Origin of the sequence: Hydrogenophaga pseudoflava (assembly GCF_031020795.1) — a bacterium.
Lineage (GTDB): Bacteria > Pseudomonadota > Gammaproteobacteria > Burkholderiales > Burkholderiaceae_C > Hydrogenophaga > Hydrogenophaga pseudoflava_A.
Window position 1 is genome coordinate 319,957 of record NZ_JAVHJP010000003.1, and the last position, 18,986, is coordinate 338,942.

15 protein-coding genes are annotated in these 18,986 nt (G+C 67.9%); 3 read left to right on the top strand and 12 right to left on the bottom strand.

Annotated features, from left to right (window positions below):
- Positions 1 to 18: 18 nt before the first annotated feature.
- From RCO38_RS11150 to RCO38_RS11175, 6 genes are read right to left on the bottom strand one after another with little or no spacing between them, the layout of a single operon-like run.
- Positions 19 to 1,356, bottom strand: a complete 1,338-nt coding sequence (locus RCO38_RS11150) for a dihydroorotase (RefSeq protein WP_308328382.1) — start codon at positions 1,354 to 1,356, stop codon at positions 19 to 21.
- Positions 1,353 to 2,483 carry a histidinol-phosphate transaminase gene (hisC, locus tag RCO38_RS11155; protein ID WP_308328383.1) on the bottom strand — a complete coding sequence of 377 codons (1,131 nt, stop codon included), beginning with the start codon at positions 2,481 to 2,483 and terminating at the stop codon, positions 1,353 to 1,355. The genes RCO38_RS11150 and hisC overlap by 4 nt, the downstream gene beginning before the upstream one ends.
- Positions 2,480 to 3,436, bottom strand: a complete 957-nt coding sequence (locus RCO38_RS11160; RefSeq protein ID WP_308328384.1) for an aspartate carbamoyltransferase catalytic subunit — start codon at positions 3,434 to 3,436, stop codon at positions 2,480 to 2,482. The genes hisC and RCO38_RS11160 overlap by 4 nt, the downstream gene beginning before the upstream one ends.
- A gap of 1 nt (position 3,437) precedes the next feature.
- Positions 3,438 to 3,953 (bottom strand): bifunctional pyr operon transcriptional regulator/uracil phosphoribosyltransferase PyrR, encoded by a 516-nt coding sequence (pyrR, locus tag RCO38_RS11165; protein WP_308328385.1) that lies wholly within the window; start codon positions 3,951 to 3,953, stop codon positions 3,438 to 3,440.
- Positions 3,950 to 4,369: a Holliday junction resolvase RuvX gene (gene ruvX, locus RCO38_RS11170; protein WP_308328386.1), complete on the bottom strand. Its 420-nt coding sequence runs from the start codon at positions 4,367 to 4,369 to the stop codon at positions 3,950 to 3,952. Before ruvX ends, pyrR begins: the two co-directional genes overlap by 4 nt.
- Positions 4,353 to 4,943 (bottom strand): YqgE/AlgH family protein, encoded by a 591-nt coding sequence (locus tag RCO38_RS11175; RefSeq protein ID WP_308328387.1) that lies wholly within the window; start codon positions 4,941 to 4,943, stop codon positions 4,353 to 4,355. Before RCO38_RS11175 ends, ruvX begins: the two co-directional genes overlap by 17 nt.
- A gap of 55 nt (positions 4,944 to 4,998) precedes the next feature.
- Here RCO38_RS11175 and RCO38_RS11180 point away from each other — a divergent pair, with 55 nt between their 5' ends.
- On the top strand, positions 4,999 to 6,468 hold the full coding sequence (locus RCO38_RS11180) for a cryptochrome/photolyase family protein (RefSeq protein ID WP_308328388.1): 1,470 nt from the start codon (positions 4,999 to 5,001) through the stop codon (positions 6,466 to 6,468).
- Positions 6,469 to 6,501: 33 nt separating this feature from the next.
- Here RCO38_RS11180 and RCO38_RS11185 read toward each other — a convergent pair whose 3' ends face one another.
- The 6 genes from RCO38_RS11185 to RCO38_RS11210 all read right to left on the bottom strand — a co-directional run bounded on the left by RCO38_RS11185 (position 6,502) and on the right by RCO38_RS11210 (position 16,594).
- On the bottom strand, positions 6,502 to 12,639 hold the full coding sequence (locus RCO38_RS11185) for an Hpt domain-containing protein (protein ID WP_308328389.1): 6,138 nt from the start codon (positions 12,637 to 12,639) through the stop codon (positions 6,502 to 6,504).
- Positions 12,640 to 12,662: 23 nt separating this feature from the next.
- Positions 12,663 to 14,918: a methyl-accepting chemotaxis protein gene (locus RCO38_RS11190; protein ID WP_308328390.1), complete on the bottom strand. Its 2,256-nt coding sequence runs from the start codon at positions 14,916 to 14,918 to the stop codon at positions 12,663 to 12,665.
- A gap of 96 nt (positions 14,919 to 15,014) precedes the next feature.
- On the bottom strand, positions 15,015 to 15,554 hold the full coding sequence (locus tag RCO38_RS11195) for a chemotaxis protein CheW (protein WP_308328391.1): 540 nt from the start codon (positions 15,552 to 15,554) through the stop codon (positions 15,015 to 15,017).
- Positions 15,555 to 15,583: 29 nt separating this feature from the next.
- Positions 15,584 to 15,949 (bottom strand): response regulator, encoded by a 366-nt coding sequence (locus RCO38_RS11200; protein WP_308328818.1) that lies wholly within the window; start codon positions 15,947 to 15,949, stop codon positions 15,584 to 15,586.
- Positions 15,949 to 16,344 (bottom strand): response regulator, encoded by a 396-nt coding sequence (locus tag RCO38_RS11205; RefSeq protein ID WP_308328392.1) that lies wholly within the window; start codon positions 16,342 to 16,344, stop codon positions 15,949 to 15,951. Before RCO38_RS11205 ends, RCO38_RS11200 begins: the two co-directional genes overlap by 1 nt.
- Positions 16,345 to 16,420: 76 nt before the next feature.
- Positions 16,421 to 16,594 carry a rubredoxin gene (locus tag RCO38_RS11210; RefSeq protein ID WP_066158881.1) on the bottom strand — a complete coding sequence of 58 codons (174 nt, stop codon included), beginning with the start codon at positions 16,592 to 16,594 and terminating at the stop codon, positions 16,421 to 16,423.
- Positions 16,595 to 16,720: 126 nt separating this feature from the next.
- Here RCO38_RS11210 and thiD point away from each other — a divergent pair, with 126 nt between their 5' ends.
- Together thiD and hemL are read left to right on the top strand one after the other, a co-directional pair.
- On the top strand, positions 16,721 to 17,671 hold the full coding sequence (gene thiD, locus RCO38_RS11215; RefSeq protein ID WP_308328393.1) for a bifunctional hydroxymethylpyrimidine kinase/phosphomethylpyrimidine kinase: 951 nt from the start codon (positions 16,721 to 16,723) through the stop codon (positions 17,669 to 17,671).
- 7 nt (positions 17,672 to 17,678) lie between these two features.
- Entirely contained in the window at positions 17,679 to 18,980 is a 1,302-nt protein-coding gene (gene hemL, locus RCO38_RS11220; protein ID WP_308328394.1) for a glutamate-1-semialdehyde 2,1-aminomutase, read from the top strand.
- Positions 18,981 to 18,986: the final 6 nt, after the last annotated feature.

Consider the following 18,986-nt stretch of genomic DNA (forward strand, 5'->3'; position numbering starts at 1 on the left):
CCGGACGACGCCGGCCGCTCACGCCACGGCCCGCGCCGCCTCGTAGGCCACCTGGCCGGCCACCAGCGTGGCGCGCACCCGCACCGGCATCTCGTGGCCTTCGAACGGCGTGTGCTTGCCCTGGCTGCGCAAGGCGGCCGGGGCCACCGCCCAGCTGGCGTTGGGGTCGAACAGGCAGAGGTCGGCCGCGCCACCGACGCTGATCTGGCCCACGCTGTGCTGCAGCGTGCCCAGCGCCCCCCCCAGCACGGTCTGCGGACCGCTGGTGAGCGCGGCCAGCGCCTGCATCAGGCCCAGGCCGTCCTGCTGCGCCCACTTCGCCGCCAGGCCCAGCAGCAGTTCCACCGCGGTGGCGCCCGGCTCAGCCTCCGCAAAGGGCAGCACCTTGGCGTCGGCGTCCACCGGGTTGTGGTCGGACACCAGCGCGTCGATGGTGCCGTCGGCCAGCCCCGCGCGCAGGGCCTCGCGGTCGCGCTGCTGGCGCAGCGGCGGTTGCAGGCGCATGCGGCTGTCGTAGAAGCCGATGTCCACGTCGGTCAGGTGCAGGTTGTGCACGCTGACATCGCAACTCACCGGCAGGCCCTCGGCCTTGGCCTGGCGCACCAGGTCGAGGCCGGCGGCGCTGCTGATGCGGCACAGGTGCACGTGCACGCCCTTCTCGCCGGCCGACTGGCTGCTCTTGTGCACGCCGCGCAGCAGCTCGAACAGGGTGTGCAGCGCGATGGTCTCGGCCGCGGCCGGCACGCCGGCCAGGCCCATGCGGGTGGCGAGCGGCCCGCTGGCGGCCACCCCTTTGCCGAGCCAGTAGTCCTGCGGGCGCAGCCACACGGTGTAGCCGAAGGTGGCGGCGTACTGCAGCGCGCGCTGCAGCACCTGCGAATTCACGATCGGCACCTCGGCCTGGCCGAAGCCGATGCAGCCCGACTCGGTCAGCTCGGCCATCTCGGTCAGCACCTCGCCCTTGAGGCCGCGCGTGAGCGCGCCCAGCGGGAACACGCGCGACTGGTGCAGCTTCTCGGCGCGGAACTTGAGCATGTCCACCAGGCCGGGCTCGTCGAGCACCGGGTCGGTGTCGGGCGGGCAGACCAGCGCGGTCACGCCCCCGGCCACGGCCGCGGCCATCTCGCTCTCCAGCATGCCGGCGTGTTCCTGGCCGGGTTCGCGCAAGCGCACCGACAGGTCGACCAGACCCGGCGCAACCACCAGCCCCGACGCGTCGATGGTGCGGTTGGGGTGAAAGTCGGGCGCCACCTTGCCGATGGCGATGACGCGGCCCGCCGCAATCGCGATGTCGGCCAGCTCGTCGCGGCCGCTGGCCGGGTCCATGACGCGGCCGTTCTGGATCAGGATCTTCATGGTGTGCCTATCGGTGCGGAGATCGGTGCCCCGGCGGAAGGGGACATGGACAGGATGTGGCGCAGCGCGTCGACCAGGGCTTCGCATTCGGCCTGGGTGCCGATGGTGATGCGCAGGTGGTTGTCGATGCGGGGCTGTTTGAAGTGGCGCACGAGGATGCGGCGCTCGCGCAGGGCGCTGAAAAGGTCGGCCGCGCGCGCGCTGGCGTGGCGCACGAACAGGAAGTTGGCGCTCGACGGCAGGCAGTCGAAGCCCATGCCGGCCAGCTGCTGCTCCAGCCACCGGCGGCTGGCGGTGATGCGGGCGGACAGCGCCTGCAGGTGCTCGTCGTCCTCGATGGCCGCCTGCGCCCCTACCAGCGCCAGCCGGTCCAGCGGGTAGGAGTTGAAGCTGTCCTTGACCACGTTCAGCGCTTCGATCAGCGAGACATGGCCCATGGCGAAACCGACGCGCAGGCCGGCCAGCGCGGCCGACTTGGACAGCGTGCGCACCACCAGCAGCTGCGGAAAACGCTGAATCAGCGTCACGGCGCTGTCGGCGCCGAAGTCCACATAGGCTTCGTCGATCACCACCACCGAGCCGGGGTTGGCTTCGAGCAGTTGGGTCAGTTCTGACAGGGGCAGTGCGATGCCCGTCGGCGCGTTCGGGTTGGGCAGCACGATGCCGCCGTTGCCGCGCCGGTAGTCGGCCACGCGCACACGGAACGCTTCGTCCAGCGGCACCGGCTGCGGCTCGATGCCGTAGAGCGCGCAGTACACCGGGTAGAACGAGTAGCTGACGTCAGGGAACAGCACCGGCCGGCCGTGGCGCAGCAGGGCGCAGAACGCGTGGGCCAGCACCTCGTCGGAACCGTTGCCGACGAAGACCTGGTCGGGCGTCAGCCCGAAGCGCGCCGCGATGGTCTGGCGCAGTGCCAGCGCCGTGGGGTCCGGATAGAGGCGCAGGCGTTCGTCGGCCGCCTCGCGCACCGCTTCGAGCACGCGCGGCGACGGCGGGTACGGACACTCGTTGGTGTTGAGCTTGATCCAGCCTGTGCCCTGGGGCTGTTCACCCGGCACATAGGCGTGCAGCCCGCGCACCGCGGGGCTCCAGAGCGCACGCGCAGCGGCCTCTTTCCTCAAGCTCATGCCTCGTTCCCGGCCACGATGCCGAGCACGGCCATGCGCACGGCGATGCCGAAGGTGACCTGCGGCAGGATCACGCTCTGCGGTCCGTCCACCACGGCGGATTCGATCTCGACACCGCGGTTGATCGGTCCCGGGTGCATGACGATGGCGTCGGGCTTGGCCCAGCGCAGGCGCTCGGTGGTCAGGCCGAAGCTCTTGAAATACTCCTGGCTCGACGGCAGCAGCGCACCGCTCATTCGCTCGTTCTGCAGGCGCAGGGTGATGACCACGTCGCAGCCCTTGATGCCCTCCTCCAGCGTGTGGCACACGCGCACGCCCAGGTGCGAGAGGTCGCTGGGCACCAGGGTTCGCGGGCCGACCACGCGCACGTCGGGGCAACCCAGCGTGGTCAGCGCGTGGATGTCGGAGCGCGCCACACGCGAGTGCAGCACGTCGCCGACGATGGCCACCGAGAGCTGGGTGAAGTCCTTCTTGTAGTGCCGGATGGTGTACATGTCCAGCAGGCCCTGCGTGGGATGCGCGTGGCGGCCGTCGCCGGCGTTGACCACGTGCACGTGCGGGGCCACGTGCTGGGCGATCAGGTAGGGCGCGCCGGACTCGCTGTGGCGCACCACGAAGATGTCGGCCGCCATCGCCGAGAGGTTGGCGATGGTGTCCAGCAGCGACTCGCCCTTGGCGGTGGAGCTGCGCGCGATGTCCAGGGTGTAGACATCGGCCGACAGGCGCGTGGCTGCGATGTCGAAGGTGGTGCGCGTGCGCGTGCTGTTTTCGAAGAACAGGTTGAACACGCTCTTGCCGCGCAGCAGCGGCACCTTCTTGACCTCGCGGTCGCTCACGCTGACGAAGCTGGACGCGGTGTCCAGTATGTGGGTGAGGATGTCGCGCGGGAGGCCTTCGGTGGAGAGCAGGTGGATGAGCTCGCCGTTCTTGTTCAGCTGGGGGTTGCGTGGCACGTCAGTTTTCCTTGGTTTCCAGCACGAATCGGAAGCGCCCCTCGTCGTCGCGCGCCAGCTCCAGCGACTGGTTGGCGGGCAGGCTCATGGTGGCGGCGCAGACATTGGCCTGGATGGGCAGTTCGCGACCGCCGCGGTCGACCAGCACCGCCAGCTGCACGCTCGCGGGCCGGCCATAGTCGAACAGCTCGTTGATCACCGCGCGCAGGGTGCGACCGGTGTAGAGCACGTCGTCGATCAGCACCACGTGGGCGCCATCGACCTCGTAGGGCAGCACGGTCTGCGCGGAGATCGACAGGCCCCGCTGCGCAAAGTCGTCGCGGTGCATCGACGACGAAATCACGCCGGCGTCGCCGGGCAGCTTCAGGTCGCGCTGCAGCCGCTCGGCCAGCCAGGCGCCACCCGAGGTGATGCCGGCCAGCACCACCGGTTGCGGGGTGGCCGCGATCAGCGCCTGGACGCCTTCGCGCAGCTCGGCGTAGAGCAGCTCGGCGTCGAGCTGGATGTTTTGGGTCACGTCAGGCTCCTCAGAAACTGTTCCAGGATGATGCAGGCGCTGGCCGCATCGGCGTCCTTGGCCCCCAGTGCATGGGCCTCGGTTGTCGAGTAGCGTTCGTCGACCTCGTACACCGGCAGGCCGTGGCGGCCGCGCAGCCGGCGCGCGAACTTCTGTGCGCGCAAGGTGTTCTCGTGGGGTGCGCCGTCGGGGTGGAAGGGCACGCCGACGACGAGCGCGTCGGGCTGCCATTCCTTGATGCGCTCGGCGATTTTCACGAAACGCGCGTCGCCTTCGGCGGCGATGGTGGCCTGCGGCGTTGAGGTGCGTGTCAGGCGGTTGCCGCTGGCCACGCCGGTGCGCTTGAGCCCGAAGTCGAAGGCCAGAAACGTCTGGCAGGCGGCCGGCACGTCCATGGCGTCAGGCGTGTCCGGCATCGGGTGACAGCATCCAGGGCGCCAGGCCCAGCAGCGCCATCGCCTTTTCGTAACGCTGCGCCACCGGCGTGTCAAAGATCAGCGCCGGGTCGGCGGCCACCGTGAGCCAGCTGTTCTCGGTGATCTCGGATTCGAGCTGGCCTTCGCCCCAGGAGGCATAACCGAGCGAGACGAACACCTTGCGTGGCCCCGCGCCCGAGGCGATGGCTTCGAGCACATCGCGCGAGGTCGTCATTTCCAGCCCGCCGGGAATCGTCAGAGTGGACGCATAGACCGATTCGCCCTCGCCCGCATCGATGGCCTCGTGCAGCACGAAACCGCGCTCTGTCTGCACCGGACCGCCCTGGAACACGGGCTGGTCGCGCAGGTCGTCGCGGCCCAGCACCAGGTCGACCTTGGTGAACAGGCCTGGAAGCAGGATGTCGGAGGGCTTGTTGATGACCAGTCCGAGCGCGCCGCGCTCGCTGTGTTCGCACATGAACACCACGCTGCGGCCGAACAGCTCGTCGTTCAGCCCGGGCATTGCAATCAGGAAGTGATTGGTGAGATTGATCGGGGCAGAATCCACAGACATGGCGCAATTTTAAGCGGCGGGCCGTGCCCGCTCCGCCCTCACCGAACAGCCCCCGATGACACGCTACGACAGAGGACTGATGTGGTTCCGGCGCGACCTGCGGGTGCAGGACAACGCCGCCCTCCACCATGCGCTCAAGCACTGCCGCCAGGTCTGGTGCGTGTTCGTGTTCGACACCGAGATCCTCGACCCGCTGCCACGCGCCGACCGGCGGGTGGAGTTCATCCACGCCAGCGTGCTCGAACTCGATGCCGAACTGCGCGCCATGGGTGCCCGCCACGGTCGCGAGCGCACCGGCCTCATCGTGCGGCATGCCGCGGCGCGTGAGGACATCCCGCGACTGGCCCGGCAGCTGCACGTGCAGGCGGTGTTCACCAACCACGACGACGAGCCCGCGGCCCTGGCGCGCGATGCCCAGGTGCTGGGTGCGCTGGCGCACGCCGGCGTCATGCTGCACAGCCACAAGGACCACGTGATCTTCGAGCGCCGCGAGGTGCTGACCCAGGCCGGTCAGCCGTTCGGCGTGTTCACGCCCTACAAGAACGCCTGGCTGCGCAAGATCGATCCGTTTTTCCTCAAGGCCTATCCGGTCGACAAGTACGCGCCGGCCCTCGCGCCGCTGCCCGAGGCAATGGATGGGCCGCTGCCCCGGCTCTCCGATCTGGACTTCGAGACCACCAACCTGTCGAAGCTGCCCATGCCCACCGGCGCCAGCGGTGCCCAGACCCTGCTGGCAGACTTCGTGGACCGCATCGAGCGCTACGACACGGCGCGCGATTTCCCCGCCGTCAAGGGCCCGAGCTACCTGAGCGTGCACCTGCGCTTCGGCACGGTGTCGGTGCGCCAGCTGGCCTCGCTGGCCTGGCAGATGCACCTGCAGGACATGAAGGGCGCCAGCACCTGGCTCTCGGAGCTGATCTGGCGCGACTTCTACCACCAGATCCTGGCCAACTTCCCGCACGTGGTGGGCGGTGCCTTCCGGCCCGAGTACGACAAAGTGCGCTTCGAGCACGGGAAACACGCACAGGCGCTGTTCGCCGCCTGGTGCGAAGGCCGCACCGGCTACCCGCTGGTGGATGCGGCCATGGCCCAGATCAACCAGACCGGCTACATGCACAACCGCCTGCGCATGGTGGTGGCCAGCTTCCTGGTGAAGGATCTGGGCATCGACTGGCGTTGGGGCGAGCGCTACTTCGCCGAAAAGCTCATCGACTTCGACCTGGCGGCCAACAACGGCGGGTGGCAGTGGGCGGCCTCCACCGGCTGCGACGCCCAGCCCTGGTTCCGCATCTTCAACCCGGTGACGCAGAGCGAGAAGTTCGACCCCCAGGGCAAATTCATCCGCCGCTACCTGCCCCTGCTGGCGGGGCTGTCGGACGCGGCGATCCACGCCCCCTGGAAGGCGCCCGAGCTGGAGCTGGTGGCAGCAGACGTGCGCCTGGGCCAGAACTACCCGACCCCGGTCGTCGACCACGCCATCGCGCGGGAGCGCACACTGGAGCGCTACGCGGTGGTCAAGCGCTGAGCGGGGCCGGCGGGCGCAACGGCCCGCCAGGCATCAGGCGCTGGCAGCGGCCTGTGCGTAGTTCGCCACCAGGGCCAGCAGTTCGTCTTCCGAGTACGGCTTGCCCAGGTAGTGGTCCACGCCCAGTTCGCGGGCGTGTTCGCGGTGCTTCTCAGCGATGCGCGAGGTGATCATGATCACCGGCAGATCGGCCAGGCGCGGGTCGTTGCGGATGTTGCGCACCAGATCGAAGCCGTCCATGCGCGGCATCTCGATGTCCGACAGCACCACGGTCGGCCGCTCCTGCTGCAGACGCTCCAGCGCCTGCAGGCCATCGGCCGCGAGCGTCACGCGGTAGCCTTCGCGCTGCAGCAGGCGCTGCGTCACACGGCGCACGGTGATCGAGTCGTCGACCACCAGCACCAGCGGCACGGCGCTGACCGCCACCTCGACCGGCAGCACGACCTCCACGCCCTCGCCCGACACGGCGTCGCGGTGCAGGCGACCCTCGATCCAGGGTTGCACCTGGTCACCGTACACCGTGGCCAGCGCCACCGGGTTGTAGATCAGGGCGACCGCGCCGGAGGCCAGGACCGACATGCCGGCCAGGCCGGGCAGGCGCGAGAGCTGCGGACCGAGGTTCTTCACCACGACTTCCTGGTTGCCCAGCACCTCGTCCACGTGCATCGCGACCCGCTGCGCCGCGCTTCGGAAGATCACCACCGGCAAGGTGCGCGCCTGCGTTTCCAGCGACTTCGGTGTCGACTGGAGCAGGGCCCCCGACCAGTAGAACGGCACTTCCTCGCCACCGAATGTGAGCGCCTTCTTGGCGTAGGCCTGTGCCAGCTCGTCGGCGCTGACGCGGCGGACCAGTTCGACCTGTGTCGACGGCACGCCGACCGTCAGCTCGCCCGCGCGCAGCATCACCACCTGCGTCACGGCGGTGGTCAGCGGCAGCACCAGCTTGAAACTCGTGCCCTGGCCCGTGTTGGAATGGGTTTCGATGCGGCCACCGAGCGCGACCACGTCGTTGCGAACCACGTCCATGCCGACGCCGCGCCCTGCCAACGACGAAACCTCGCTGGCCGTGCTCAGGCCGGGTGTGTAGATCAGCTGTGCGGCCTCATCGTCGGACAGCACCGCGCCGGCGGGCACCAGGCCCTGGGCCAGGGCCTTTTCGCGCAGACGCGCCAGATCGATGCCGGCGCCGTCGTCCTGGAAGGTCACCGAGACGTCGTTGAGCTCCTGGGCCAGCAGGATCTCGATGCGGCCTTCCGCAGGCTTGCCTTGTTCCACGCGGCGCTCCGGCGATTCGATGCCGTGCACCACGCTGTTGCGCAGCAGGTGTTCGAACGCGGCGGTCATCCGGTCCAGCACGCCGCGGTCCATTTCAATGTGACCGGCCGTGATGTCCAGCCGCACCTGCTTGCCGGTTTCCTTCGAGGCCTGGCGCACCACGCGGTACAGGCGCTCGGAAATGCCTTCGAACTCCACCATGCGGGTGCGCAGCAGGTCGCGTTGCAGTTCGCGCGTCTGGCGCGCCTGGGCGACCAGCCCGTCTTCGGTCGCTTCGACCGCGCGCTGGAGGTTGCGCTGCACCGTGGCCACGTCGTTCACCGACTCGGCCATCATGCGGGTCAGTTCCTGAACGCGCGTGAAGCGGTCGAACTCCAGCGGATCGAACGAGAGTTCGGCGTCGCGCGCCTGCGCCAGGCGAGATTGCATCTGCGTCTCGGCCTGCAGCTCGATGTCGCGCAGCTGGTGACGCAGACGGTCGAGGTTGCCCGTCAGGTCCTTGAGCGAGCCGCGCAGGGTCACCAGCTGGGACTCCATGCGCGAGCGCGAGATCATGACCTCACCGGTCTGGTTCATCAGGCGGTCCAGCAGCTCGGGACGGACCCGGACCGCGGCGCCGGCGCGCTGCGGCACGGGCACGGGGGCCTGCGGCAGGGACAGACCAGTCAGGCCCGAGGGAGCGGCTGCCGTCGCGACAGGCGCCTGCGGCTCGGCCAGGGGCTCCGCGACCGTTTCCGTCGTGTCGTCCACCACGGTGATCGACAGCGGTGGTTCGGCGGACTGCTCCGGCGCGGTCTGCACCACGCCATGGGACGCGGGGTCCGTGCTCCGCAGCAGGTCGAAGCGGGCGCACAGTGCGTCGTAGGCCGCCTGCAAAGGCTCCAGCTCCTCCGCCTGCGGCGCTTCGGAGCCCAGCCGTTCGACCGAGGTTTCCATCCGGTGCGCCATTTCGCCCAGGCGCAAGGCGCCGGCCAGCCGGGCGCTGCCCTTGAGCGTGTGCAGGTTGCGCAGCACCTCGGCGCGTGCGCTGCTGTTGTCCGGTCTGGCGGTCCATTGACGCAGCGCGCCGCCCAGCTGAGGCAACAGTTCCAGGGCCTCGTCCGAGAAGATCGGGAACAGGTCGACATCGATCGTGTCGAGCGCGTCGATGTCGTCATCGATGTCCTGCACGGGCCCCCGGGGCTCATCCGGGTCCGGCAGCGGCGACAGCATGGTGTCGTCGTCCGCGAGTGCAATGGGATCCGCTGCGAAAACTTCCGGAGCCGGAGGCGGCCCACCGGATTCCATGGTTTCCACCGGTGGCAAGGCCTGCTCCGGCTCCACCGGCGGCTCGGTCTCGGCGGGAACCGCATCCCATTGGGTGTTCAGCTCGATGTCCAGCAACGATTCATCCGCCGGGGCCTCACCGGCCGTGTCCGATTCGGTCGGCGTCGGCAGGTGCAACAGGGCCTCCAGGCCCGCCAACAGCTCAGGGTTGGGTTCCTTGTAGAACCCGGCAGCGAACTGGTGCAGCAGGCGGCGGATGTCCTCCGCGGCGGCCACGAACAGCTGCGCCTGCAGATCGGTCGCCGGCTGACCGGCACGCTGGTGCGAACCGACCAGCGCCAGGGCGTGCTCCAGCGCACGTGCGATGTCCGACAGCGGCTGGAAGCCGACCGTCGCCGAGCTTCCGGCAAGGGAATGCGCGAGCGCTTCGGCCTGTTCAGGCAGGTACTCGTGTTTTTCCAGCGACCACTCGGACAGCGCCACACCCAGCCGGCGCGACCATTCGTCGGCCTCGTTGAGATAGACGTTGTAGAGGCGGATGCCGATGCGCAGCGGCCCGATGGCGCGGGTCTGCTCGTCGAGCATTTCGTCTGCCGCGGCATCGCCAGGGACAGCGGCGTCCCCGCTGTGTGCTTCAGCCTGGGCCTCCGGCGCCTCATCGTCCTGCGCCGGCGCCGATGTGTCCACGGGCTCTTCCAACAGCGCCGGTTCCGGCACAGGCGTCGCCACCGCTTCGGGTTCGGGCTCCATCACCTGCACGCCGTCGGGCTGGCCCGGATTGAACGGCGCGGCGGGCATGGAGTCCTGCAGGTCGTGCGCCTGGGGCAGCTCCGCCTCCAGATCAAGCGAGATCTCGTCGAAGATGGATGGATGCTCGTCTGTGGCGTCTGGCTGCGCGGAAGGCAACTCCTCGCTGATCGCTTCGGGTGCCACCGCATCGACGAGCGGTGCAGGGTCCGACAGCATCGGCTCGGGGACGTCGATTTGAATCGCCAGGCCGGCACCGTCCCCCGGTGCATCCAGATCCAAATCCACTGTTGGGGCATCCTCGGCGTCGACCTCGATCGACGTCGCAGACTCCAGGACCGGCGAATCGGCCAGTTCCACGACCTCCACCACCTCCACGGTCTCCACCGGCTCCGGGTCGGCACCGGTCAGCGGGAGATGCTCCCGGCGGTCGCGCCAGGCCTGTGCACTGTTGCGGAAGGGCTGGGCCTTCCAGTGCCCGTCCCGGTTCTGGTCGATGTCCTCCACCCAACGGCCGAGTTCGACCATGGCCTCCCGCGCCAGCGACAGCAGCGCCGGTTCTGCCGGCCGCTGCTCGGCCAGCACGGAGTTGAGCACCTGCTCCATGGCCCAGGCCGCTTCACCGAACTCACCCAACCCCACCATCCGGGAGCTGCCCTTGAGGGTGTGGAAGGCACGGCGCAGGGTCGTCAGCTGCTCCAGTTGTCCGGGTTCGTGGCGCAACGCTTCGAGCGCAGCCAGGCCGTTGCCCACCACCTCGCGGCCTTCCTCCAGGAAGATGTCGCGCAGGTCGTCTTCGCCGTCGTCTTCCACCGGCGTGCTCACCGGCACCGGCGGATGGACAGGTGCCGCCGGCGCGCCCGACTGGGCCAGCCCCACCAGCGCCTGGGCACCGGCGGCTGCGTCGCTGCCGACCACGGCCTGTGCCGCCTCGCGCGCGGCGCGTGCCACACCTTCCTGTTCCGCCAGCGAGGCCTGGTCGGCCAGGGAGTCGAGCTGTTCGCTCAGCTCGGCCAGGTCCACGTTGTTCTGGGCCCCTTCGACCACGCGCTGGACGTCCTGGCTCAACGCCTGGGCCGCGTGCTGGGAAGGTCGGGCCACCGGCACCTCCGGTGCCATTCGTCCCATGAGCGGCTTGAGCTCGCCCGCCTGTTCGTCGAACACGAACAGCTTCTTGGCCAGCGCGGGCTGGTAATTGAGCATGTCGACCAGGAAGCTCAGGGCGCTGAGGTTGTTGCCCAGCTGCTGGAACGTACCGGCCTCACGGGCCATGTCCTCGTCGATCTCGGTGTCGAGGATCTGCTCGACCGTCGTGCGCATGCGGGTGACGGTCTGCACCGCCTGTTCGAGGCCGAGCACCGAGAGCACGCCGCGCATCTGCACCAGCTGGGACACGGCCACATGCAGGCCCGCCTTTTCCCTGGGCGCGCGGAAGAACTGGTCGAGCGACTTCTCCGCCTCGCCCAGCGCCACCTTGAGTTCACCCACCACGCTGCCCAGCGTCTGGCGGTCGCTCACCCGGCGGTAGAGCTGCTCCATCCAGGGTTCGAGCGGCTGTGCGGGCTCACCCGCCAGCACCTTCTCCAGACGCTCCGAGAGCAACTGGGTGCGGTCGGTGAGCGAGGCGTCGTTGGGGTCGAAATCCTCGAACGCCGCCTCCAGGTACAGGGTGGTGGTCGCCACCTCCATCGACAACTCGGGCTTGACATTGCCGGGGGAGCGCGCCACGTGCTCCGCGGCCTTGACCAGCGAGCGGGCCAGCCCGGTGCTGGCCGGATGCAACTTGAGCAGCGACTCGCCGATCAGGGTGTACTGGTCGAGCACCGACCGGGCACGGCTCAGGTCACCACCCGCCAGCAGCGACCACGACTCCTTGCCTGCATTGATCCGCTTGCGCGCCTGCACCAGCAGCGCGGGGTCGAAACGGCCGAGCGTGGCCTGGCTGTAGTCCACCGGCGCGGCCTCGCTCAGGCCGAACGCGGCACGCACCGCTTCGAGGTGGGGGGCCGGCGTGCCGGGCACAGGACGCGCCTGGGCACAGAAAAACAGAAGATCATGCAACAGGGTCTCGGACACCTCGGCGCGTGCGCCGCCCTGGGCCAGACCTGCGAGCTGCAGGAGGATGCGGGAAGCCGCCCTCTTGGCGTACACGTCGGGCACGATGAGGTTCTGTGACAGGCCCTCGAAATAGGCCCCGGCCGTCCGCCAGAACGTCACCACACGGGGCTGCTGCGCACCGGCGGCCAGGCTCGCACACATGCGCGCGAGCTGCGTGGCGGCGGCGCGGCTGTTGGTCTTGACCACCAGCAGCACAAGGCGGTCGAACAGGGAGCGGACCTGGGTGTCCACCTTCATCGGCGAAATGCCGACCGGAGCGGGCGCCTCCACGCCCCGCCGGTCAAAGGACCACAGGTCGGCCGGATGCACGCGCTCCGCACCGGCCAGCTCCTGCACCTCACGGTACTGACTGAAGAGCGCCACCGGCGGCACCGGTTTGCCGTTCAGCACGGCCTCGAGGTACTCGATGAGAGCGAAGCTGGCCCGCTCGACCTGGCCAGCCGCCTCGTCGGTGCAACTGAGCGGGCGCTGCACAAACCGCTGGACAGCCGCCTCCATGCCGCGCAACACCTGCGCAGGGGCTGCGAGGCCGACCACCTCGAGCGCACCCACGGCCTGGTGAATCTGTTGCCGGGCCACGCGCAGCGACCCCGGGTCGACCGCTTCGAGGTCGCTGTGGCGCGCCTGCTCGGATTCCCGGATGAACCGCCGGATCGCCTTGTTGGCACCTTCCAGCGACTTGCGCAACTCCTCGAACACCCAGGCCAGCGGCCCAAGGTCGTTGAGTGGCGCGTCGGACGTGGCGTGGTCTTGGGTATCGAGCATGATGGGTCGGGCCTGACGGCCGATCAGGCGATCTTGAATCGGGCCACCGACTGCCTCAGTTCCTCGGCCATGGAAGACAGCTCGCGCACCTGCGCGGCCGTCGAGCGCGTGCCTTCACCGGTCTGCTCGGTCACCGCGAAGATGTGCTGGATGTTGCCGGCCACCTCGTTGGCGGATTCGGCTTCGCGGAGCGTTGCACTGGAAATCTGCTCAATCAGTTCGGCGAGGCGGCGCGACACGCGGTCGATCTCGGACAGTGCGGTACCGGCGTTGTCGGACAGCTTGGCCCCTTCCACCACACCCTGCGTGGAACGCTCCATGGCGGCCACCGCGTCCTGCGTGTCGGTCTGAATCGCCTTCACCAGCGCCGCAATCTGGCGCGTGGCGTCTGCCGAGCGTTCGGCCAGACGCTGCACTTCTTCCGCCACCACCGAGAAGCCTCGGCCGGCTTCACCGGCCGACGCGGCCTGGATGGCGGCGTTGAGGGCCAGCACGTTGGTCTGTTCCGTAATGTCCGAGATCAGCTCCGTGATTTCACCGATCTCCTGGGACGATTCACCCAGCCGCTTGATGCGCTTGGAGGTTTCCTGGATCTGGTCGCGAATGGCGTTCATGCCACCGATGGCGTCCTGCACGGCCTGCAGACCGGACTCGGCGGCCTGCAGCGAAGAGCGGGCCACACGGGCCGATTCCTGCGCCTGGCCGGACACGTCGTTGATGCGCTGTGCCATGTCCAGCACCGACTGACCGGTTTCGCGAATCTCGCGCAGCTGTTCGGTGGACGCCGCCAGCAGCTCGGTCGAGGTGCTCTCCACCGCCGAGGTGGTCTGCGCCACGCGGGTGGCTGTCGCCTGCACGTTGCCCACCAGCGAGCGAAGTTCTTCCACCGTGTAGTTCACCGAGTCGGCGATGGCGCCGGTGATGTCCTCGGTCACGGTGGCTTCCTGCGTCAGGTCCCCTTCGGCCACTGTCTGCAGTTCGTTCATCAGTCGCAGAATGGCGGCCTGGTTGGCGTCGTTGACGCGCTTGGCGTCCTGCTGCTGCGCTTCGGCCGCGATACGCTGGCTTTCCGCAATCAGCTGGCGCTGACGGCTTTCCAGCAGCTGGACATAGGCCAGCGCCGCACCGCAGGCCAGTGCAAACAGGGCCGACGCCACCATGGCAAACAGCTCACCGCCCCCCAGACCGGAGGCGGCGGACAGCTTGCTCTGCAAGCTCTCCAGCCCCGTGCGCAGCGGTTCGCTGTCACCGATCACGCCGGCCTGCGCCTCACGGGCGGCCACCAGACCCTGCAGGTTGCCCAGAATCGCGCCAGCGTCGGTGCGTGTCTGTTCGTACAGCTTCAGCAGGGCTTCCAGCCGCTCACGGATCTGCGGATCGGTGGTGGACTTCAGTCGCAGTTCGGCGCTGCCGTTGAGCAGGCCTTCGGCGATTTCCTTGAAGGTGTTCAGGTCCTTGCCCAGCAGGAACACGGCCTCGGGGCTCACGCCCTCCATGGTCAGGAACTCGTTGGCCGACTTGCCGATGCGCTGCGTCAGCATCACCAGCTGGCCGGCGGCGGAAATCTCGGTCGGGGGCGCGCCGAGCTGCAGCTTCAGCGAGGACACCGTTTCAGCGATTTCCAGAAGGTCGGACGACTGGCGGTTGATGGACCGCAGCGCGTCGCCCACCTGCGTCAGGATCTTCTGCTGCGACAGCACCACACCGGCATTGCGTTCGGCAGAGTCCACCTTGGGCAGCAACTCGCCGAGCAGGCCTTCGAACTCGGGACCGAGGGGATTGAGCCCCAGGGCGTCGTCCCCCTGCTTGAAGCCACGCACGTTGCGCGACAGCACGTCGGCGCTGTCCTTCACCTCCGCGAAAGCGGCCGGATTGCCGATCAGGGCCTGGGACACGCTCTTGGCCAGCCGCTGGGACTGCATCAGCGCCTGGCCGCTGGCGGCCACCTGCTGACCGACCTTTTCGGTCTTGTTCAGAACGAAGAACACCACAGCGGTCAGCAGCACCACCGCGAACAGCAGCAGGGTGCCCAAGGTTCGGCGGTGCTGCTCCGCACTCCGACGGCCCAGCACCGGCAGGCTGAGCACCCCCAGCTCCAGCTCGGCCGGATCCGGACCATCGGTGCTCAGGCGACTCTCCGCAAAATCAGCGTCCGTGCGCGACTCCGCAAGGCGCTCGGCGGCGATGCGGGCCACGTCCTGTTCGGCGAGGTCGCTCAGATCGGGATCGTCGGCCCCGTTCTTGCGGAACATCCCCTGGATTCGATCAAGCATGGCCATGAAACAACCTTCCAACAGAAAAAACGGGATCCATCGGGATCCGCCCACACGTTACTGATGACGACCTGCCACCCATGCATCGCCTGGCGACGCACATCAGGCCGCGATGGCGAGAAACTCCGGGTCATGGGACAGCGCCTGCAGGTTCAACTCCTGCCACTCACGACCATCCTTGTCGGTGAACCGCCGGGCGTACCATGCAGGCGCCTGCGGGTCGCGCTCCACCACGGACGCAAACATGGACGGATTGCGCAGCCCCAGGAGGCGGTCGATCCAGAGAACGGCGTTCACGCCGAGCGCGGAATGAAGGCTCACGAGGCGCGACTCCGAGGTCACGCGATCGGCCGTCCTCGTGGCAGAGGACGCCGCGAGCCGGCCGGACAGCAGCGCCAGATCGATCACGCCGTGCAATCCACCCCGGAGGCTGGCGACTCCTGCGTACCACCGCTTGGTGTACGGGACGGTCTGCAGACTGGCCCAGGGAAAAATCTCGCCCGACTGAACCAGTGGCACGAGGAAACGACCACCCCCGGCCTCCAGAGCCAGCCAGGACAGCGAGGCGCCCTCGGTTCTGGCTGCAGTCAGGCGCTCCGCAAGGCGCACCTGAAGGTCTTTGAGGGATTGACGGTTGGCCATGCGTTCAGTCGTTCACCCGGTCCGCCACGTCAACCGAGAGCCCGGATCTTGGAGATCAGTTCTTCCGCGTTGACCGGCTTGGTCACGTAGTCACGAGCACCCTGGCGCATTCCCCAGACACGGTCCGTCTCTTGGTTCTTGCTGGTGCACATGATGATGGGGATGTCGGAATATTGGGGGTCGCGGGTGATCGCCCGCGTCAGCTGAAATCCATTCTGACCGGGCATCACCACGTCCATCAGAATCAGTTCCGGCTTTTCCTCGCCGAGCCGACGAAAGGCCTCTTCCGCATTCTCAGCGGTTCGCACCTTGTAGCCATTTTTTCCCAGCAGATCGGACAGAACCATGAGTTCGGTCTTGGAATCATCCACGACGAGAATTTTCTGAATGGGCATCATGCAGCTCCGGTGAGGTGTGCGCCGAACTGCTGCACGGCCTGCAGCAGTTGGTCCTTGGTGAAGGGTTTGGTGAGGTATTCCTGAGAGCCGACCATGCGGCCACGCGCCTTGTCGAACACGCCATCCTTGGAGGACAGCATCACGACCGGAATGTTGGCGAATCGCGCATTGCGCTTGATGATGGCGCAGGTCTGGTAGCCGTCCAGCCGAGGCATCAGGATGTCGCAGAACACCAGATCGGGCAGGTAGTCGTTGATCTTGGCCAGCGCGTCGAATCCATCTTCCGCCAGCAGCACCTCGTGCCCGCCCTGCTTGAGGAAGATTTCTGCGCTGCGACGGATGGTGTTGCTGTCGTCGACCACCAGGACTTTGAATGTGGGCGTCGGATTCACTGCTGGTCGCTCCTGTTGCTTGTGGAGGGAGGGTGACAGGGTGCCGGACTGCAGCATGCGCTGCGGCGCCGGCGCGTCAGATCTGGACCATCTCGAAATCTTCCTTGCGGGCGCCGCACTCGGGGCACGTCCAGTTCATCGGCACATCTGCCCATGCGGTTCCCGGTGCAATACCGTGCTCGGGCGAGCCTGCGGCCTCGTCGTAAATCCACCCGCAGATCAGGCACATCCAAGTCTTGGTTTCGGTCATGTCAGCGAAGGCATTGTCATAGAATCCGGCCATTGTATCGAGCCACGGAGGGCCGCCGATGAGCTCGCGCTGGTGGAAATCCCGAGGCGCCTGATACTGTTTTTCGCGCAACACGCTGCCCCCACAATGTCCCAACACCCCGACACTCCCCTGCCCTCCAATGCAGTGGAGCCTGGTGAAACGTCGCTGCCGTGCGTCATGGTCTTCAACGCCAACGACCCCAGCGGCGCCGGTGGACTGGCGGCGGACCTCACGGCCATGTCCAGCGCATCGGCCCACGTGCTGGCGGTGGTCACGGGCGCCTATGTCCGGGACACCACCGAGATCCACGACCACATCGCTTTCGACGAGGAAGCGGTCACCGACCAGGCCCGCTGTGCGCTGGAGGACATGCCGGTCAAGGCCTTCAAGGTCGGCTTCGTAGGCAATCCGGAAAACCTCAGCGTGATCGCCGGCATCACCACGGACTACACCGACGTCCCGGTGGTCACCTACATGCCCGACCTCTCCTGGTGGGACGAACTGGCCATCGAGACCTATCTGGACGCCTGCGTGGAACTGCTGCTGCCCCAGACCACGGTGCTGGTCGGCAACCACAGCACGCTGTGCCGCTGGCTTCTGCCCGAATGGGAAGGCGACCGCCCGCCCAATGCCCGCGAGGTGGCCCGGGCCGCCGCGGTGCATGGTGTGCCCTACACCCTGGTGACCGGATTCAACGCGGCAGACCAATACCTTGAGAGCCACCTGGCAAGCCCGGAAGCCGTGCTGGCCACCGCACGCTACGAACGCTTCGAGGCCACCTTCGGCGGCGCTGGCGACACGCTGTCCGCCGCGCTGTGCGCCCTGATCGCGGCCGGTGCCGACCTGCAGTCGGCCTGCGCCGAGGCGCTGACCTATCTGGACCAGTGCCTGGATGCCGGTTTCCAGCCCGGCATGGGTCATGCGGTGCCGGACCGGCTGTTCTGGGCCCATGCAGAAGACGGCGAAGAGTCTCCGGAGGATGCCGCCACCGAAACACCATCGCCCGACAGCCAACTGGATGCCGACGACTTTCCCCTGGACACCACCAAGCACTGAATCTTTCATGAGCGACCGCAACCTGGACCTTTTTGAACGCGCCAAGCAGCTGATCCCCGGCGGCGTGAACTCTCCTGTGCGCGCCTTCCGCGCCGTCGGCGGCACGCCCCGCTTCGTGCAGCGTGCGCAGGGCGCCTACTTCTGGGACGCCAATGGCCAGAAGTACATCGACTACATCGGTTCCTGGGGGCCGATGATCCTGGGCCACGGCCACCCCGCCGTGCTCGAAGCGGTGCAGAAGGCCGCGATGGAAGGCTTCTCCTTCGGCGCACCGACCGAGCGGGAGGTGGAGCTGGCCGAGGAGATCGTCAAGCTGGTGCCCAGCCTGGAAATGGTGCGCCTCGTGAGTTCGGGCACCGAAGCCGGCATGAGCACGATCCGGCTGGCGCGCGGAGCCACCGGCCGCAAGACCATCATCAAGTTCGAAGGCTGCTACCACGGCCACGCCGACGCGCTGCTGGTCAAGGCAGGCTCGGGCCTGGCCACGTTCGGCAACCCGACCAGTGCCGGCGTGCCGCCCGAGGTGGTGCAGCACACCCTGGTGCTGGAATACAACAACGTGGCGCAGATCGAAGCCGCGTTCGCCGAACACGGGGCCGACATCGCCTGCGTGATCATCGAGCCGATCGCCGGCAACATGAACTTCGTGCGCGCCAGTGTTCCGTTCGTCCAGCGCATCCGCGAGCTGTGCACGCAGCACGGCGCCCTGTTCGTGTTCGATGAGGTGATGACAGGCTTCCGCGTCGGCCTGGGCAGCGCCCAGGGCCACTACGCCTCGCTGATCCCGGGCTTCGAGCCCGACATGACGGTGATGGGCAAGGTGATTGGCGGCGGCATGCCGCTGGCAGCCTTCGGCGGCAAGCGCGCGGTGATGGAACACCTGGCGCCGCTGGGCGGTGTCTACCAGGCCGGCACGCTGTCGGGCAACCCGGTGGCCACCGCCTGCGGCCTGGCCACCCTCAAGGAAATCCAGAAGCCCGGCTTCTTCGAGGCCCTCTCGGCCACCACGCGCTCGCTGGTCGACGGCCTGAAGGCCGCCGCCGACGCCGAAGGTGTGCCCTTCAGCGTGGACTGCCAGGGTGGCATGTTCGGCTTCTTCCTGATGCCTGAGCTGCCTCAGAACTACGCCACCGTGATGAAGACCGAGGGCGCGAAGTTCAACACCCTGTTCCACGGTCTGCTGGACCGCGGCGTGTACATCGCACCGGCGTTGTATGAGGCGGGCTTTGTGAGCGCGGCGCACACCGCGGACGACATTGCGGCCACCGTGGCCGCGGCGCGGGAGGTGTTCGCTTCGTTCGGACGGTGATCCCGT

Bases quoted from the DNA above. Each gene is read 5' to 3' on its own strand.
- RCO38_RS11150 (WP_308328382.1), bottom strand. From the start codon at position 1,356: ATGAAGATCCTGATCCAGAACGGCCGCGTCATGGACCCGGCCAGCGGC.
- hisC (WP_308328383.1), bottom strand. From the start codon at position 2,483: ATGAGCTTGAGGAAAGAGGCCGCTGCGCGTGCGCTCTGGAGCCCCGCG.
- ruvX (WP_308328386.1), bottom strand. From the start codon at position 4,369: ATGCCGGACACGCCTGACGCCATGGACGTGCCGGCCGCCTGCCAGACG.
- RCO38_RS11175 (WP_308328387.1), bottom strand. From the start codon at position 4,943: ATGTCTGTGGATTCTGCCCCGATCAATCTCACCAATCACTTCCTGATT.
- RCO38_RS11180 (WP_308328388.1), top strand. From the start codon at position 4,999: ATGACACGCTACGACAGAGGACTGATGTGGTTCCGGCGCGACCTGCGG.
- RCO38_RS11185 (WP_308328389.1), bottom strand. From the start codon at position 12,639: ATGCTCGATACCCAAGACCACGCCACGTCCGACGCGCCACTCAACGAC.
- RCO38_RS11190 (WP_308328390.1), bottom strand. From the start codon at position 14,918: ATGGCCATGCTTGATCGAATCCAGGGGATGTTCCGCAAGAACGGGGCC.
- RCO38_RS11195 (WP_308328391.1), bottom strand. From the start codon at position 15,554: ATGGCCAACCGTCAATCCCTCAAAGACCTTCAGGTGCGCCTTGCGGAG.
- RCO38_RS11200 (WP_308328818.1), bottom strand. From the start codon at position 15,949: ATGCCCATTCAGAAAATTCTCGTCGTGGATGATTCCAAGACCGAACTC.
- RCO38_RS11210 (WP_066158881.1), bottom strand. From the start codon at position 16,594: ATGACCGAAACCAAGACTTGGATGTGCCTGATCTGCGGGTGGATTTAC.
- thiD (WP_308328393.1), top strand. From the start codon at position 16,721: ATGTCCCAACACCCCGACACTCCCCTGCCCTCCAATGCAGTGGAGCCT.
- hemL (WP_308328394.1), top strand. From the start codon at position 17,679: ATGAGCGACCGCAACCTGGACCTTTTTGAACGCGCCAAGCAGCTGATC.